The sequence below is a fragment of the Streptomyces mashuensis genome (assembly GCF_014654785.1).
Lineage (GTDB): Bacteria > Actinomycetota > Actinomycetes > Streptomycetales > Streptomycetaceae > Streptomyces > Streptomyces mashuensis.
Genome location: NZ_BNBD01000001.1, coordinates 295,060 through 310,368, shown reverse-complemented (window position 1 = coordinate 310,368; position 15,309 = coordinate 295,060). Strand labels below are relative to the sequence as shown.

Below are 15,309 nucleotides of genomic sequence, written 5' to 3'. Positions count from 1 at the left end.
CGCGCTGGGTCCCTTCGGGCGCATCGCGGCCGACATCCGATCCCGGTGCTTTACTTCGCCAACTGACGACCCAATTATCCCTTTTGCCGAATTACATACAGGGCAACGGAAAGGGACCGCCCAGTGAGAGCAGCCGCCGTCTACGGAACCCTGGGTTCCCTGATCCTCACCGGGCTCACCGGTCTGCCCAGCGCCAGCGCCCTCGAGCGCGGCGCCGAGGAGCGCGGGGTGGCCCTCGCCGCGTACGAGGCCGCCGCCGACGGCATCGACTTCGGCGACTGCCCCGCCTCCGAGGGCCTGCCCGCACCCATCGAGTGCGGCACCGTCTCCGTCCCCCTCGACTACGCCCACCCGCACGGCCGCCACATCCGCCTCACCGTCAGCCGGGCCCGGGCCACCGGCGACGAGGACGAGTGGCAGGGCGCCATCGTGTTCAACCCCGGCGGTCCGGGCGGCAACGGCATGTTCTACCCGCTCGTCGGCCGGCTCCCCGCCTACCGCAACGTCGCCGAGGTCTACGACCTCGTCGGCTACGCCCCGCGCGGCGTCGGCCGCTCCGCCCCGCTGTCCTGCACCGACCCGGCCACCTTCGCCAAGGGCCCCACCCCCGCCCCCGAGCACCCCTCCGCGGCGTACAAGAAGAAGCAGATCGCCAAGGCCCGCGCCTACGCCCGCGGCTGCGCCCGCCGCAACGGCTCCGACCTGCGCCACTTCACCAGCCTCAACAACGCCCGCGACCTCGACGTGCTGCGGGCCGCGCTCGGCGAGCGGAAACTGACCTACGTCGGCGCCTCCTACGGCACCTACTTCGGCGCCCTGTACGCCTCGCTCTTCCCCACGCACGTCCGCCGCATGGTCTTCGACAGCGTCGTCAACCCCGACCCCCGCAAGATCTGGTACGGCAACAACCTCGACCAGTCCATGTCCTTCGAGCGGCGCTTCGACGACTGGCGGCGCTGGGTCGCCCGGCACCACGCCGTCTACCACCTCGGCCGTACGGAGCGGCAGGTGCTGGAGTCGTACGAGAAGGTCAACCACCGCCTGGAGCAGCACCCCGCCGGCGGCGTGGTCGGCCCCGCCCAGATGCAGGGCGCGATGCTGAAGGCCGGCTACACCGACAGCCACTGGGCGCGCAACGCCGAGGCGCTGTCGGCCTACCTCCGCGGCGACGACCAGCCGCTGGTCGCCATCGCCGCGCCGGGCCTGGCCGGGGCCCGGGCCGCGGAGAACGAGAACGCCGTCTACACCACCGTCGAGTGCAACGACGCCGTCTGGCCGCGCTCCTGGCAGCGGTGGAACCGCGACAACGACCGCCTGGCGCGGCGGGCACCCTTCGAGACGTGGAGCAACGCCTTCATGAACCTGCCGTGCGCCTTCTGGAAGGGCCCGCGGCAGCGCCCGGTGGACCTCCACGTCGGCCGCGGCTCCGGGCTGCCGCCCACGCTGCTGCTGGCGGCGGAGCGGGACGCGGCGACGCCGTACCGGGGGGCGCTGGAGCTCCAGCGCCGGCTGGCGGGCTCGGCCCTGGTCACCGAGCGGGGCGCGGGCACGCACGGCATCGCGGGCGGCCCCAACGCGTGCGTCAACCGGTACCTGGAGCGCTACCTGCTGACGGGCGAGGTGCCGGCGCGCCGCGCGTACTGCGCCCCCAGGGCGGAGCCGCGGGCGACGACGACCTGAGGACGCGCGAACGCCGGCCGCGCTGGATCTCCAGCACGGCCGGCGTTCGCGATGCGGGGGCTCAGGCCAGCCCGGCGATCAGGTCGGCCACGGCCTTGCGGCGGCCGGTGAAGAACGGCACCTCCTCGCGGACGTGCATCCGCGCCTCCGAGGCGCGCAGGTGACGCATCAGGTCCACGATCCGGTAGAGGTCGTTCGCCTCGAAGGCCAGGATCCACTCGTAGTCGCCCAGCGAGAACGAGGCGACCGTGTTCGCCCGGACGTCCGGGTAGCCGCGGGCCATCTTCCCGTGGTCGGCGAGCATGCGGCGGCGGTCCTCGTCCGGCAGCAGGTACCAGTCGTACGAGCGGACGAAGGGGTAGACGCTGACGTAGTCGCGCGGCTCCTCGTCGGCGAGGAACGCCGGGATGTGCGACTTGTTGAACTCCGCCGGGCGGTGCAGCGCCATGTTGGACCACACGGGCTCCAGGGCGCGGCCCAGGTTCGTGCGGCGGAAGCGGTTGTAGGCGTCCTGGAGGGCGTCGGAGGTCTCCGAGTGCCACCAGATCATGACGTCGGCGTCGGCCCGCAGGCCGGACAGGTCGTAGGTGCCGCGGACGGTGACGTCCTTCTCCGCGAGCTGCGCGAAGAGCTCCTCCACCTCGTCGGCCCAGCCGGCGCGGTCCTGCGGCAGGACGTCGCGCAGCTTGAACACCGACCAGAGGGTGTAACGGATGACCTCGTTGAGGTCCTTGGCCTTCTTCCCGGCATTCGGGGTCTTCTGCGCGTCAGTCATGGTTCCCATTCTCCCTCGTCACTCTCCCCGGCCGTGCCGCGGCCCCCCGGCCGGGGCGGCGAGGTCCGCGAGGATCTCGCCGGCCGCCCGGTACGCGCTCGCGATGCAGGCCGGGATGCCCACGCCGTCGTACACCGCGCCGCACACCCGCACGCCGGGCAGGCGCGCGACGTGCTCGCGGATGCGGGCGACGCGCGCGACGTGACCGACGGGGTACTGGGGCAGGCCGCCGTCCCAGCGGGTGACGCGGGTCTCCAGCGGGGCGGCGGCGAGGCCCACGGCGTCGCCGAGATCGGTGAGCGAGCGGGCCACGAGCTCGGCGTCGGGCAGCTCCAGACCGGCGTCGTCGCCGTGCCGGCCGACCGAGGTGCGCAGCACGAACACGTCCGGGTCCGCGTCGGCGTTCCAGCGCCATTTGTTGCTGGAGAAGGTGGAGGCCTTGATGGTCCGGCCGTCGACGGGCGGCACCAGGAAGCCGCTGCCGTGCAGCAGCCCCTCCACGTCGGAGCGGCGGAAGGCCATGGTGACCAGGGCCATCGAGGCGTACTCCACGCCGGCGAGCTCGTCGACGGCGGTCCCGGCGCCGGCGGCGCGGGCCGCGCGGGCGAGGATGCGGGCGGCGTCGGGCGCCGGTACGGCCAGGACGACGGCGTCGGCGGCCAGCACCTCGCCGCCGGGCAGCTCGACACGCCAGCCGTCGCCGGTACGGGCGAGGCCCGTGACGGGGGCGCCGGTACGGATCACCCCGCCCCGGGCGCGTACGGCGTCGGCGACGGCGAGCGGCAGCGTGCCGATGCCGCCCTCGATGCCCTGGAACACGGGGCCGCTGCTCGGCGCCGCCGCCGCACGGGCCTGGAGCTGCCGCACGGCCTCGCCCAGGGAGGGGGCGTGGCGGGCGGCCTCGAAGAGCTGGGGGACGGCGGCGCGCAGCGAGATGCGGAGGGCGTCGCCGGCGTAGACGCCGCCGAGCAGCGGTTCGACCAGCCGGTCGACGACCTCGCGGCCCATGCGCGCGGCGACGAGCTCGCCGAGGGCGACGTCCTCGCCCAGGTCGAGGGGCGGCAGCGTGGCGTCGCCGGCGACGCGGGCCAGGCCCTCGGGGGAGAGGACGCCGGAGGCGGCGAGGGGGGCGAGGTCCCCGGGGATGCCCATCATGTGGCCGCCGGGCAGGGGCCGCAGCGTGCCGCGGGTCCAGAGGAGGGCGGTGGCGGCGGGGGCCTGGAGCCGGTCGCCGAGGCCGACGGCGCGGGCGAGGTCCACGGCCTCGGTCCGCCGGGCGAGCACCGACTCGGCGCCGAGGTCGACGGGCATCCCGGCGATCTCCCCCGCGTACAGCTTGCCACCGACGCGCCCGGAGCCCTCCAGGACCGTGACGCGGACACCGCCGCCCGTCAGGCGGTGTGCTGCCGCCAGCCCCGAGATGCCGCCGCCGATCACGGCCACGTGCGGCCGGCCGGGGTGGACGGGGTGGACGGAGTCGCTCATGTCCCCACTCATGCCTTCACTCTCTCAAACCGGCGTCCGCGGCCCGGCAGCCACCCCATTGACAGGGCAAGGGTGCGGGCGAAGACTCGCGCGCATGAACGATCGCATCCGGGACGTGTACGTGGTCGACGCCGTTCGCACCCCCGTCGGGAAGTACGGCGGGGCGCTCGCCGCCGTGCGTCCGGACGACCTGGCCGCGCACGTGCTGCGCGAGCTGGTGGCGCGGTCGCCGGAGCTGGACCCGGCGCGGATCGACGACGTGGTGCTGGGCAACGCCAACGGTGCCGGCGAGGAGAACCGCAACGTGGCCCGCATGGCGGTGCTGCTGGCGGGGCTGCCGGTGACGGTGCCGGGCGCGACCGTGAACCGGCTGTGCGCCTCGGGCCTGGAGGCCGTGGTGCAGGGCTACCGGGCGATCGCCCTGGGCGACGCGTCCGTGGTGGTGGCCGGGGGCGTGGAGTCGATGAGCCGCGCCCCCTGGGTGCTGCCCAAGCCGGAGCGCGGCTACCCGGCGGGCGACCAGCGGATGTACTCCACGACCCTGGGCTGGCGCATGACGAACCCGGCGATGCCCCCGGAGTGGACGGTCTCGCTGGGCGAGGGTGCCGAGCGCATCGCGGACCGGCACGGCATCGGCCGCGCCGAGCAGGACGCGTTCGCGCTGGCCAGCCACCGGAAGGCGGCACGGGCCTGGCGGGAGGGCGGGTACGACGCGGAGGTCGTGCCGCTGCCGGGCGTCGCCCTGGCGCGTGACGAGTGCATCCGCGACACGACGTCCGCGGAGGCGCTGGCCGCGCTGAAGCCCGTCTTCCGGACGGACGGGAAGGGCACGGTCACGGCGGGCAACTCCTCGCCGCTGAACGACGGCGCGGCGGCGCTGCTGCTGTGCGACGAGGAGGGCCTGCGGGCGACCGGCCGCGAGCCGCTGGCCCGGGTGCGGGCGACGGCGGTGACGGGCATCGAGCCGGACCTGTACGGCCTGGGCCCGGTGCGTGCGGTCCGGCGGGGGCTGGAGAAGGCGGGCCGCGGCTTCGGCGACCTCACGCACGTCGAACTGAACGAGGCGTTCGCGGCCCAGGCCCTGGGCTGCCTCGCGGAGTGGCCGGACCTGGACCCGTCGCTGGTGAACCAGCGGGGCGGCGCACTGGCCGTCGGCCACCCCCTGGGCTGCTCGGGCGCCCGCCTGGCGGGCGCCGTGGCCCACCAGCTCGCCGCCGCGGGCTCGGGCGTGGGCCTGGCGGCGCTGTGCATCGGGGTGGGGCAGGGGCAGGCGATGGTGCTGGAGCGGTAGTTCCCCGGGGACGAGAAGTCCCCGGGGCGAAGCCCTACCGCGCCGTGCGCTCGTGCACGTACTCCACGAGGTGCGTCAGCGCGTCCGGGTCGGTCGCCGGCATGACGCCGTGACCCAGGTTGAACACATGGCCCTCCAGGCCGCGCGCGGCCGCGAGCACCTCGTCCGTCTTCGCCCGGACCGCCTCGCGCGGGGCGAAGAGCACCGCCGGGTCCAGGTTGCCCTGGAGCGCCTTGCCGGGGCCGACGCGGCGGGCCGCCTCGTCCAGCGGGACGCGCCAGTCGACGCCCACGACGTCCGCGCCGGCCTCGCCCAGCAGGCCGAGGAGCTCACCGGTGCCCACGCCGAAGTGGATGCGCGGCACGCCGTACTCCGCGACGGAGGCGAAGACCGACGCCGAGGCCGGGAGGACGTAGCGGCGGTAGTCGGCGGGGGCGAGCGCGCCCGCCCAGGAGTCGAAGAGCTGGACCGCGCTCGCGCCCGCCTCGATCTGGACCTTCAGGAAGGCGGACGTGATGCGGGCGAGGCGCTCGACCAGGTCGGCCCACAGCTGCGGGTCGCCGTAGATCATGGCCTTGGTGCGCTCGTAGGAGCGCGAGGGGCCGCCCTCGATCAGGTAGCTGGCGAGGGTGAAGGGCGCGCCGGCGAAGCCGATGAGGGGCGTGCCGCCGAGCTCGGCGGTGAGCAGGCGGACGGCCTCGGTGACGTAGGGCACGTCCTCGGGGGTGAGGTCGCGCAGCCGGGCGAGGTCGGCGCGGGTGCGGAAGGGCTCGGCGACGACCGGGCCGATGCCGGGCTTGATGTCGAGGTCGACGCCGATGGCCTTGAGCGGCACCACGATGTCGCTGAAGAAGATCGCGGCGTCCACGCCGTGCCGCCGCACGGGCTGGAGCGTGATCTCCGTGACGAGCTCGGGCCGGGTGCACGACTCCAGCATCGGGATGCCCTCGCGCACCTTGCGGTACTCGGGGAGCGAGCGGCCTGCCTGCCGCATGAACCACACGGGCGTGTACGGCACCGGCTCGCGCCGGCACGCCCGCAGAAAAGCCGAATCGTGAACCGCGTCCTCACTCATGCCCCAAATCTTCGCACGGGCCGAACGAGTGACCCGCCCGTGTGGGTGTCCCTACCCGGAACCGGGGCCGGTTCGGCCTAGTCTTCCGGGCATGGCTGCGGCGCAGGGACACCTCTCGGACGGTCCGGACGACGCGGGCGGGGAGGAGACCCCGTCCGTCTTCCGGCAGGCGGTCGCGGGGCTGCAAGGGGTTCGCCTGCGGCCCGAGATCGAGCTCGACCCCACGCCGCCGCCCCAGCGCCTCGCCCCGTACTCGTACGCGCTGGAGGCGGCGGTCGTCGTGGACGACGAGGAGCTGGCGGACGGCAGGCTGATCCTGCTGCACGACCCGGCGGGGCACGAGGCCTGGGGCGGCACGTTCCGCCTGGTCACGCTGGTGCACGCGGAGCTGGAGCCGGAGATGGCGGCGGACCCGCTGCTGCCGGAGGTGTGCTGGTCGTGGCTGACCGGCGCGCTGGAGGCGCGCAGGGTGCCGTACGTGGCGCCCAGCGGCACGGTGACGCGGGCCGGCTCGCACTACTTCGGCGGGCTGCGGGAGCGCGAGCCGTCGACGCGGATCGAGATCCGCGCGTCGTGGTCGCCGGCGCCGGGGAAGGCGTCCGCCGTGGTCGGCGGCGTGGGCGGCGCCGGGGTGCCGGACACCGGGGCGCACCTGGCGGCCTGGTGCGACCTGCTGTGCCAGATCGCGGGGCTGCCGCCGGGCGGCGCGCCGGAGGCGGGCATCGTGACGCTGCCGCAGCGGCGGGGGCCGAACAACAGCCGCTGACAACAGCCGCTGACGGCCGCCGGCGAGGGCGGGCGGGGGCCGGCGGGGGGCCGTGGGGGCCTGAGCGCGGGCCAGAGCTGGGCCGTTCGGGTGACGAAACCGTAGGTCAATCGCCTGAATTGCCCGAATTGTTACTCACCAATTCGTGATCATTGTCTAAAGCTGGGCCGTTCGCGTGCCGAAGGACCTTGTGACCCTTCCGATACGGAATTGCACCGGCTTATCCCCAAGTCGGCACCCGTCCCCGCCACTCCCCCACTGGAGGCCAGGTGTCCGTTCTCCTCGAGCAACCCGCAAGCCTCGCCTACCGCCCGAACAAACCGACCGCCATGGTCGTCGTCGCCGATCCCCGGGTGCGCTCCACCGTCACGCGCCACCTGTGGGCGCTGGGCGTGCGCGACGTGATCGAGGCGTCGTCCATCGCGGAGGCACGGCCGCGCATCGGCAGCCCGCGCGACATCTGCGTGGCCGATGTCCACCTCCCCGACGGTTCGGGCCTGACGCTTCTCTCCGAGACCCGCGCCGCGGGCTGGCCCAACGGCCTCGCCCTGTCGGCCGCCGACGACATCGGCGCCGTACGCAACGCGCTGGCCGGCGGCGTCAAGGGCTACGTCGTCACCGGTACGCGCACCAATCTCGGCGTGCCCGGCCGCCCCGGCACCGCCCCGCTGGGCTCGGCCGCCGCCCGCATGCAGCGGCGCCCGCCCGGCGCGCCGGGCCACCCCGGCGGCTACCGCGAGCTGTCCGGACGCGAGGTGGAAGTGTTGCGGCTGGTTGCGGAGGGCCAGTCCAACAAGGCCATCGGCGTCTCCATGGGCCTGTCGGCGCTCACCGTCAAGAGCCACCTGGCCCGCATCGCACGCAAGCTCGGCACCGGCGACCGGGCCGGGATGGTGGCGGTGGCGCTGCGCACCGGCATCATCCACTGAGCCCGCCGGCGGCCCGGGGCCGCCCCGACCGCGCCGCGCCCGGCGCCGGAACGTTCCGGCGCCGGGCGCTTGCCATCCACAGATACCCTTGACCAGTGACCGACGCCCAAGAGACCGCAGCAGACACGACACTGCGAACCACCGGGGGCGGCCCCCCGGACGACGTCGATTCGGCGCCGATTCCCCTGCTGGAGCCCCGTGAGGGCATCCCCCCGGTGGTCGCCGACGCAGCCGCCCTGGAGCGGGTGGTCGCGGCCTTCGCCGCGGGCACCGGCCCCGTGGCGGTCGACGCCGAGCGCGCCTCCGGCTACCGCTACGGACAGCGGGCCTACCTCGTCCAGCTGCGCCGCGCCGGCGCCGGCACCGCCCTGATCGACCCGGTCGGCTGCCCGGACCTCTCCTCGCTGGGCGCGGCCGTCTCCGGTGCCGAGTGGGTGCTGCACGCCGCCACGCAGGACCTGCCCTGTCTGCGGGAGATAGGGATGACCCCGGCCACGCTCTTCGACACGGAGCTGGCCGGGCGGCTCGCGGGCTTCGCCCGGGTGGGGCTCGGCGCCATGGTCGAGAACGTCCTCGGCTACGCCCTGGAGAAGGGCCACTCCGCCGTCGACTGGTCCACCCGCCCGCTGCCCGAGCCGTGGCTGCGCTACGCCGCGCTGGACGTGGAGCTGCTGGTGGACCTGCGCGACGCCCTGGAGGCGGAGCTGGACCGGCAGGGCAAGCTGGAGTGGGCCCGCCAGGAGTTCGCCGCCATCGCCGCCGCCCCGCCGGCCCCGCCCCGCAAGGACCCCTGGCGCCGTACGTCCGGCATGCACAAGGTGCGCCGGCGCCGCCAGATGGCCGTGGTCCGCGAACTGTGGACCGTCCGCGACCACCTGGCCCGGCGCCGCGACGTCTCGCCCGGCAAGGTGCTGGGCGATGCCGCGATCGTCGAGGCCGCCCTCGCCCTGCCCACCGACGTCCGGGCCCTGGGCGCGCTGTCCGGGTTCGGCCGGGTGAACCGCAAGCAGCTGGAGCAGTGGCAGGCCGCGATCGACCGCGCCCGCGCGGTGCCCGAGGCGGAACTGCCGCAGCCGGGCCAGCCGCTGACGGGCCCGCCGCCGCCCCGCGCGTGGGCCGAGAAGGACCCGGCCGCCGCGGCCCGCCTGTCGGCGGCCCGCGCCGCCGTGTCGGAGCTGGCCGAGCGGCTGACCATGCCGCAGGAGAACCTGCTCACGCCGGACACGGTGCGCAGGCTGTGCTGGGAGCCGCCGCGGACGGTGACGCCGGAGGCGGTGGCGGAGCTCCTCGCCGCGCACGGCGCGCGTCCCTGGCAGATCGAGCAGACCACGCCGGTGCTGGTGAAGGCGCTGGCCACGGCGGGCTGACGCCGGTTCTCCGTACGCGGGGCGGGCTGGATTTCTCCGGCCCGCCCCGCGTCCGTGCACCGGGGGAATGTGACCTTCAACGCTCCCGCCGGAGGGTCTGTGCAGCGTGGTTACCCGCAAGTAGCATGACGGTGTCAGTCCGCACCGCGGCGGAGCCGTACCGGCATGCCCGCGCGCAGCGATCCGCACCTGGAGGAGAGCCAACGTGCCTCGTACCGCTAGGGACGTCGTCTTCGTCGACGGCGTCCGCACCCCGTTCGGCAAGGCGGGCCCGAAGGGCATCTACCACGAGACCCGCGCCGACGACCTGGTCGTCAAGTGCGTCCGGGAGCTGCTGCGCCGCAACCCGGACCTGGACCCGGCCACGATCGACGAGGTCGCCATCGCCGCGACCACGCAGATCGGCGACCAGGGCCTGACCCTGGGCCGCACCGCCGGCATCCTGGCCGGCCTGCCGCAGTCGGTGCCCGGCTTCTCGATCGACCGCATGTGCGCCGGTGCGATGACCGCCGTCACCAGCGTCGCCGGTGGCGTGGCCTTCGGCGCCTACGACGTGGCCGTGGCCGGTGGCGTCGAGCACATGGGCCGCCACCCGATGGGCGAGGGCGTCGACCCCAACCCGCGCTTCGTCTCCGAGAAGCTCGTGGACGAGTCGGCCCTGTTCATGGGCATGACGGCGGAGAACCTGCACGACCGCCTGCCGCACATCACCAAGGAGCGTGCCGACGCGTACGCCGTGCGCAGCCAGGAGAAGGCCGCCAAGGCGTACGCCGACGGCAAGATCCAGGCCGACCTGGTGCCGATCTCCGTCCGCCGCACCTCGCCCGAGGGCGGCGAGACCGGCTGGGGCCTGGCCACCGCCGACGAGCCGATGCGCCCGGGCACCACGCTGGAGAACCTGGCCGGGCTGAAGACCCCGTTCCGTCCGCACGGCCGGGTCACCGCGGGCAACGCGGCCGGCCTGAACGACGGCGCCACCGCCTCCCTGATCGCCGCCGAGGACGTCGCGCGCGAGCTGGGCCTGCCGGTGAAGATGCGCCTGGTCTCCTACGCCTTCGCCGGCGTGGAGCCGGAGGTCATGGGCATCGGCCCGGTGCCGGCCACCGAGAAGGCGCTGGCCAAGGCCGGTCTGACCATCGAGGACATCGGCCTCTTCGAGATCAACGAGGCGTTCGCCGTCCAGGTCCTGGCGTTCCTGGACCACTTCGGCATCGCCGACGACGACGAGCGCGTCAACCAGTACGGTGGCGCGATCGCGTTCGGCCACCCGCTGGCCTCCTCCGGCGTCCGGCTGATGACCCAGCTGGCCCGTCAGTTCGAGGAGCAGCCGCAGGTCCGCTACGGCATCACCACCATGTGCGTCGGCTTCGGCATGGGCGCCACGGTCATCTGGGAGAACCCGCACTTCGAGGGGGGCGACAAGTGAGCGAGCGCAGCGAGCGAACAGTCAAAAGGGGCAGCATGTGCGCATGCCCGACCGAGCGCAGCGAGGGAGCGGCATGAGCACCACCGCAGAGCTCCTGAAGGGCGCGGCCGAGCTGTTCCCGGACGAGGTCGTCACCCAGGCGCACGTCCGCCACCTCGACCTGCCGGGCGGTGCCGGGCGCTTCGCGCTCGTCACGCTCGACAACGGCCTGGACCACACCAAGCCGACCACCTTCGGCCCGCAGTCGCTGGCCAACCTCAACACCGCCCTCGACCAGGTCGAGGCGGAGGCGAAGGCCGGCGAGATCGTGGCGGCCGGCATCACCGGCAAGCCGTTCATCTTCGCCGTCGGCGCCGACCTCAAGGGCGTCGAGCTGCTGAAGCGCCGCGAGGACGCGCTGGCCATCGGCAAGGGCGGCCACGACGTCTTCAAGCGCCTGTCCTCGCTGGGCGTGCCCACCTTCGCGTACTACAACGGCGCGGCCATGGGCGGCGGCGTCGAGGTCGGCCTGCACTGCACGTACCGCACGGTCTCGGCCGCGCTCCCCGCCTTCTCGCTGCCCGAGGTCTTCCTCGGCCTGGTGCCCGGCTGGGGCGGCTGCACGCTGCTGCCGAACCTCATCGGTGCCGACCGCGCCGTGTCGGTCATCATCGAGAACTCGCTCAACCAGAACAAGCAGCTGCGCGGCAAGCAGGTCTTCGACCTCGGCATCGCCGACGCGCTGTTCGAGGGCGCCGACTTCCTGGAGCAGTCGCTGCTGTGGACCGCCTCGGTCCTCAAGGGCGACACCGAGGTCGTCCGCCCCGAGGTCGACCGCGGCGAGGCCTGGGACCAGGCCGTCGAGCGCGGCCGGGCGATCGCCGACTCCAAGGTGCACGGCGCGGCCCCGGCCGCGTACCGCGCCCTGGACATCATCTCCGCGGCGAAGAACGGCGACCTGCGCCAGGGCTTCGACGCCGAGGACGAGGCGCTGGCCGACCTCATCATGGGCGACGAGCTGCGCAGCGGCATCTACGCCTTCAACCTGGTGCAGAAGCGCGGCAAGCGCCCGGCCGGCGCGCCGGACCGGTCGCTCGCCCGCCCGGTCAACAAGGTGGGCGTCGTCGGCGCCGGCCTGATGGCCTCCCAGCTGGCGCTGCTGTTCCTGCGCCGCCTGGAGGTGCCGGTCGTGCTGACCGACATCGACCAGGAGCGCGTCGACAAGGGCATCGCCTACGTCCACGGCGAGATCGACAAGCTGCTGCTCAAGGGCCGCATCAACCAGGACAAGGCCAACCGCCTCAAGGCCGCGGTGACCGGCTCGCTGGACAAGGCCGCCGCCTTCGGCGACGCGGACTTCGTCATCGAGGCCGTCTTCGAGGAGATGGGCGTCAAGCAGCAGGTGTTCGCCGAGGTCGAGGCGGTCGTGCCGGAGCACACCATCCTCGCCACCAACACCTCGTCCCTCTCGGTCACCGAGATGGCGTCCAAGCTCAAGCACCCCGAGCGGGTCGTGGGCTTCCACTTCTTCAACCCGGTCGCGGTCCTGCCGCTGCTGGAGATCGTCCGCGGCGAGCGCACGGACGACGCGGCGCTGGCCACGGCCTTCGGCGTGGCGAAGAAGCTGAAGAAGACGGGCGTGCTGGTCAAGGACGCCCCGGCGTTCGTGGTCAACCGCATCCTGACCCGCTTCATGGGCGAGATCCAGAACGTCATCGACGAGGGCACCCCGGTCGCGACGGCCGAGAAGGCCGTCGAGCCGCTGGGCCTGCCGATGTCGCCGCTGGTCCTGCTGGAGCTGGTCGGCCCGGCCATCGGCCTGCACGTCTCCGAGACGCTGCACGGCGCGTTCCCCGACCGCTTCACGGTCTCCGAGAACCTGGCGGCCGTCGTCAAGGCCGGCAAGCGCGGCTTCTACGTGTACGACTCCGGCAAGCCGGAGCTGGACCCGGAGGTCGCGGCGCTGCTGAAGCAGGGCGACACCGTCCTGACGGAGGAGCAGGTCCGCGCCCGCGTCCTGGACGCGGTGGCGCAGGAGATCGGCCTGATGCTGGACGAGGGCGTCGTCGCCGAGGCGCAGGACATCGACCTGTGCCTGATCACCGGCGCCGGCTGGCCGTTCCACCTGGGCGGCATCACGCCGTACCTGGACCGCGAGGGCGTCTCCGAGCGCGTCAACGGCAAGCGGTTCCTGCCGGTGGGCGTGGCGAGCGTGCCGGCGTAACCCGCCGAGGCCGTCGGAGGGGCTCCCTTGGGAGCCCCTCCGACGTTTGAGGAGCGGGGTCCGGGGCGGAGCCCCGGCACGGGGCCTACCCCGCCCGCCCCGCGCCCCACCGCTCCACCACGCGTGTCAGCGCCCGCACCGCGCGGGCGACGAGCGCGTCATCCATCCGCACCCGCCGCGCATGCTCCACGTGCAGAAATGGCACCCCCACCGCATCCGCGTGGTCCCCCTCCACGTTCGTCCGCCCTTCCAGGCGGCCGCAGTACCGCTTCCACACCTCGCACACCCGCAGCTCCTCGCGGCGCAGCGCCGCGGACAGCCGCCGGGCGGCGGGCAGGCCGGCGTCGCCCTTGCCGGGCGAGACGACGACGTCCTCGTCGGGCAGGCTGCTGTCCGCGAAGCCGTGCACCTGCACGGCCGGCAGCCGCGCGTCGGCGAGGGCGCCGGCGACGGCCGCGAAGACGGAGTCCGTACGGTGCGCGACGTCCGGGGCATCCTCGTCCCCGGCCGGCCCCCCGCTGCGGTACGCCCCCGCGAGGATGAGCACCCCGCCCGGCGCACCGCGCAGCACCCCGATGCCCAGCTGCTCCGAGCGCTGGTCGGCCGCGGGGTGCGGGACCTGGACCTGCCACCGCACGGGGGCGCCGAGGTCCACGTACACCCGTCCCCACCCCCGCGTCGCCTCGCCGTCCTGCGTCGCGTCGGCGACCTCCGCGTACTTCCGGCCGCCGTCGCGGTCGACGACGGTACGGGCGTGGTAGCCGGCCCGCGCCAGGGACCGTTCGGCGCCGGCGGGGTCGCCGTCGACCAGCCGCCGTACGCCCGTGGCCAGGGCCTCACGGTCCCCGGCGGCGGGGATGCGGTAGTGGCCGCCCTGCGCGATGCGGTCGGTGAAGGCGGTGATCCACTGCTTGAGGTCGACCGTGGCCTCGGGGCCGGGCGGCGCGCTCACGGCGGCGCGGTCGCCGGCGCGGGGCGCGGCGGCATCGTGCCCGGTGGGCCCCGAACAGCCGGTCAGCCCGGGAAGGGCGGCCGTCATCACGGCGCCGAGCAGCACGGGCGCCACCGCGCGGACCCGGGGGGCGGCGATTTCCGCCTTCAGCCTCATGCCGGTCAAAATACCGTGATGAAACGACCCCGCTCCCTCCGCCTGCGCACCGTGCTCCCCCTGGCCGCGACGGCCCTCGCCGGAGCGACGGCGGCCGGGTACGCGTGGACCCGTGGCGAAGCGGCGCCGGCCGAGGCGTCGTTCACGCTCGCCGCGGGCGGCGACGTCCTGATCCACCCGGAGATCACCGAGCAGGCCCGGAAGGACGCGCAGGAGGCGGGCCGGCCGGGCCCGGACTTCGCCGCGGTCATGGCCGGCATCGCGCCCGTGGTCCGCGGCGCCGACCTGGCGGTCTGCCACATGGAAACGGTGCTGGCCGACCCGAAGGGTCCCTTCCTGGGCTACCGGAAGTTCAGCGTCCCGCCGCAGATCGCCCGCACGCTCAAGGACATCGGGTACGACACGTGCTCGACCGCCTCGAACCACGCCCTCGACCACGGCCCGGAGGGCGTGCGGCGCACCCTCGACACGCTGGACGCGGCGGGGCTGCGGCACACCGGTTCGGCCCGCAGCGCGCAGGAGGCGGACACGCCGAACATCCTGGACGTCAAGGGTGTGAAGGTGGCGCAGCTGTCGTACGCGTACGGGTTCAACGACACGGAGCTGCCGCGGGACAAGCCGTGGCTGGCCAACACCATCGACGTGGCGCGGATGGCCCGGGACGAGAAGCGGGCGCGGGCGGCGGGTGCCGAGGTGGTGTTCGCCAGCGTGCACTGGGGGCGCGAGGGGCACAACGAGGCCAGTGGCACCCAGCTGGCCCTGGCCCGGCGGATCGCCCGGGAGACCGGCATCGACCTGGTCGTCGGGCACCACGCGCACGTGGTGCAGCCCTTCGAGAAGGTGTCGGGCCGGTGGGTCGCGTACGGCCTGGGCAACCAGGTGGCGCGGCACGCCGAGCCGCTGGGCATCACGGAGGAGGGCGTCATGGGGCGCTTCACCTTCACCAAGCGGCAGGGCCGGTGGTCGGTGACGGACGCCCGGTACGTGCCCACGCTGGTGGAGCTGGAGCCGCGGATCCGCGTGGTGGACCTGGGGGCGGCGCTGCGCCGGGACGACCTGACGGCCGGGCAGCGGGCGCGGTACCGGACCGCGTACGAGCGGACGCGCGGCATCGTGCTCAACCGGGGCGCGGAGGCGGACGGGCTGCGACCGCTGGAGTAGCGACCGGGGTGTGGGCGGGGTGAGGACGGGGGTGGCGAGGAGC

General features: G+C 74.2%; 12 protein-coding genes. 8 read left to right on the top strand and 4 right to left on the bottom strand.

What is annotated here, in order from left to right; genetic code table 11:
• Window positions 1-123: 123 nt before the first annotated feature.
• Window positions 124-1,680 carry an alpha/beta hydrolase gene (locus tag IE305_RS01120; RefSeq protein ID WP_190127432.1) on the top strand — a complete coding sequence of 519 codons (1,557 nt, stop codon included), beginning with the start codon at window positions 124-126 and terminating at the stop codon, window positions 1,678-1,680.
• A gap of 61 nt (window positions 1,681-1,741) precedes the next feature.
• Here the strand turns inward: IE305_RS01120 and hemQ are convergent, their stop codons facing one another.
• Window positions 1,742-2,455, bottom strand: a complete 714-nt coding sequence (gene hemQ / locus IE305_RS01115; RefSeq protein WP_190127431.1) for a hydrogen peroxide-dependent heme synthase — start codon at window positions 2,453-2,455, stop codon at window positions 1,742-1,744.
• An 18-nt stretch (window positions 2,456-2,473) separates the two neighbouring features.
• Window positions 2,474-3,940: a protoporphyrinogen oxidase gene (gene hemG, locus IE305_RS01110; RefSeq protein WP_190127430.1), complete on the bottom strand. Its 1,467-nt coding sequence runs from the start codon at window positions 3,938-3,940 to the stop codon at window positions 2,474-2,476.
• 94 nt (window positions 3,941-4,034) lie between these two features.
• On the opposite strand from hemG, the gene IE305_RS01105 reads away from it, so the two are divergent.
• The gene (locus IE305_RS01105; RefSeq protein WP_190127429.1) at window positions 4,035-5,231 is read left to right on the top strand and encodes a thiolase family protein; all 1,197 of its coding nucleotides are present in this window, start codon (window positions 4,035-4,037) and stop codon (window positions 5,229-5,231) included.
• A 34-nt stretch (window positions 5,232-5,265) separates the two neighbouring features.
• On the opposite strand, the gene hemE is transcribed toward IE305_RS01105, so the two are convergent.
• Window positions 5,266-6,306 (bottom strand): uroporphyrinogen decarboxylase, encoded by a 1,041-nt coding sequence (gene hemE / locus IE305_RS01100; protein WP_190127428.1) that lies wholly within the window; start codon window positions 6,304-6,306, stop codon window positions 5,266-5,268.
• A gap of 91 nt (window positions 6,307-6,397) precedes the next feature.
• Between hemE and IE305_RS01095 the strand changes: the two genes are divergently transcribed.
• The 5 genes from IE305_RS01095 to IE305_RS01075 all read left to right on the top strand — a co-directional run bounded on the left by IE305_RS01095 (window position 6,398) and on the right by IE305_RS01075 (window position 12,997).
• A complete protein-coding gene (locus IE305_RS01095) occupies window positions 6,398-7,072 on the top strand; it encodes a DUF3000 domain-containing protein (protein WP_190127427.1) in 675 nt (224 codons plus the stop codon).
• A gap of 269 nt (window positions 7,073-7,341) precedes the next feature.
• Window positions 7,342-8,001, top strand: coding sequence for a response regulator transcription factor (locus IE305_RS01090; protein ID WP_190127426.1), 660 nt, complete (start codon window positions 7,342-7,344; stop codon window positions 7,999-8,001).
• Window positions 8,002-8,096: 95 nt separating this feature from the next.
• The gene (locus tag IE305_RS01085; protein ID WP_190127425.1) at window positions 8,097-9,368 is read left to right on the top strand and encodes an HRDC domain-containing protein; all 1,272 of its coding nucleotides are present in this window, start codon (window positions 8,097-8,099) and stop codon (window positions 9,366-9,368) included.
• 205 nt (window positions 9,369-9,573) lie between these two features.
• Window positions 9,574-10,794 (top strand): thiolase family protein, encoded by a 1,221-nt coding sequence (locus IE305_RS01080; RefSeq protein ID WP_190127424.1) that lies wholly within the window; start codon window positions 9,574-9,576, stop codon window positions 10,792-10,794.
• A gap of 73 nt (window positions 10,795-10,867) precedes the next feature.
• Window positions 10,868-12,997, top strand: a complete 2,130-nt coding sequence (locus IE305_RS01075) for a 3-hydroxyacyl-CoA dehydrogenase NAD-binding domain-containing protein (protein WP_190127423.1) — start codon at window positions 10,868-10,870, stop codon at window positions 12,995-12,997.
• Window positions 12,998-13,082: 85 nt separating this feature from the next.
• Here IE305_RS01075 and IE305_RS01070 read toward each other — a convergent pair whose 3' ends face one another.
• Complete coding sequence (locus IE305_RS01070) at window positions 13,083-14,105, bottom strand: hypothetical protein (protein ID WP_190127422.1); 1,023 nt, start codon at window positions 14,103-14,105, stop codon at window positions 13,083-13,085.
• A gap of 18 nt (window positions 14,106-14,123) precedes the next feature.
• Between IE305_RS01070 and IE305_RS01065 the strand changes: the two genes are divergently transcribed.
• Entirely contained in the window at window positions 14,124-15,266 is a 1,143-nt protein-coding gene (locus tag IE305_RS01065) for a CapA family protein (RefSeq protein ID WP_190127421.1), read from the top strand.
• Window positions 15,267-15,309: the final 43 nt, after the last annotated feature.

Bases quoted from the DNA above. Each gene is read 5' to 3' on its own strand.
- hemE (WP_190127428.1), bottom strand. From the start codon at position 6,306: ATGAGTGAGGACGCGGTTCACGATTCGGCTTTTCTGCGGGCGTGCCGG.
- IE305_RS01075 (WP_190127423.1), top strand. From the start codon at position 10,868: ATGAGCACCACCGCAGAGCTCCTGAAGGGCGCGGCCGAGCTGTTCCCG.
- IE305_RS01070 (WP_190127422.1), bottom strand. From the start codon at position 14,105: ATGAGGCTGAAGGCGGAAATCGCCGCCCCCCGGGTCCGCGCGGTGGCG.
- IE305_RS01095 (WP_190127427.1), top strand. From the start codon at position 6,398: ATGGCTGCGGCGCAGGGACACCTCTCGGACGGTCCGGACGACGCGGGC.
- hemQ (WP_190127431.1), bottom strand. From the start codon at position 2,455: ATGACTGACGCGCAGAAGACCCCGAATGCCGGGAAGAAGGCCAAGGAC.
- hemG (WP_190127430.1), bottom strand. From the start codon at position 3,940: ATGAGCGACTCCGTCCACCCCGTCCACCCCGGCCGGCCGCACGTGGCC.
- IE305_RS01065 (WP_190127421.1), top strand. From the start codon at position 14,124: ATGAAACGACCCCGCTCCCTCCGCCTGCGCACCGTGCTCCCCCTGGCC.
- IE305_RS01105 (WP_190127429.1), top strand. From the start codon at position 4,035: ATGAACGATCGCATCCGGGACGTGTACGTGGTCGACGCCGTTCGCACC.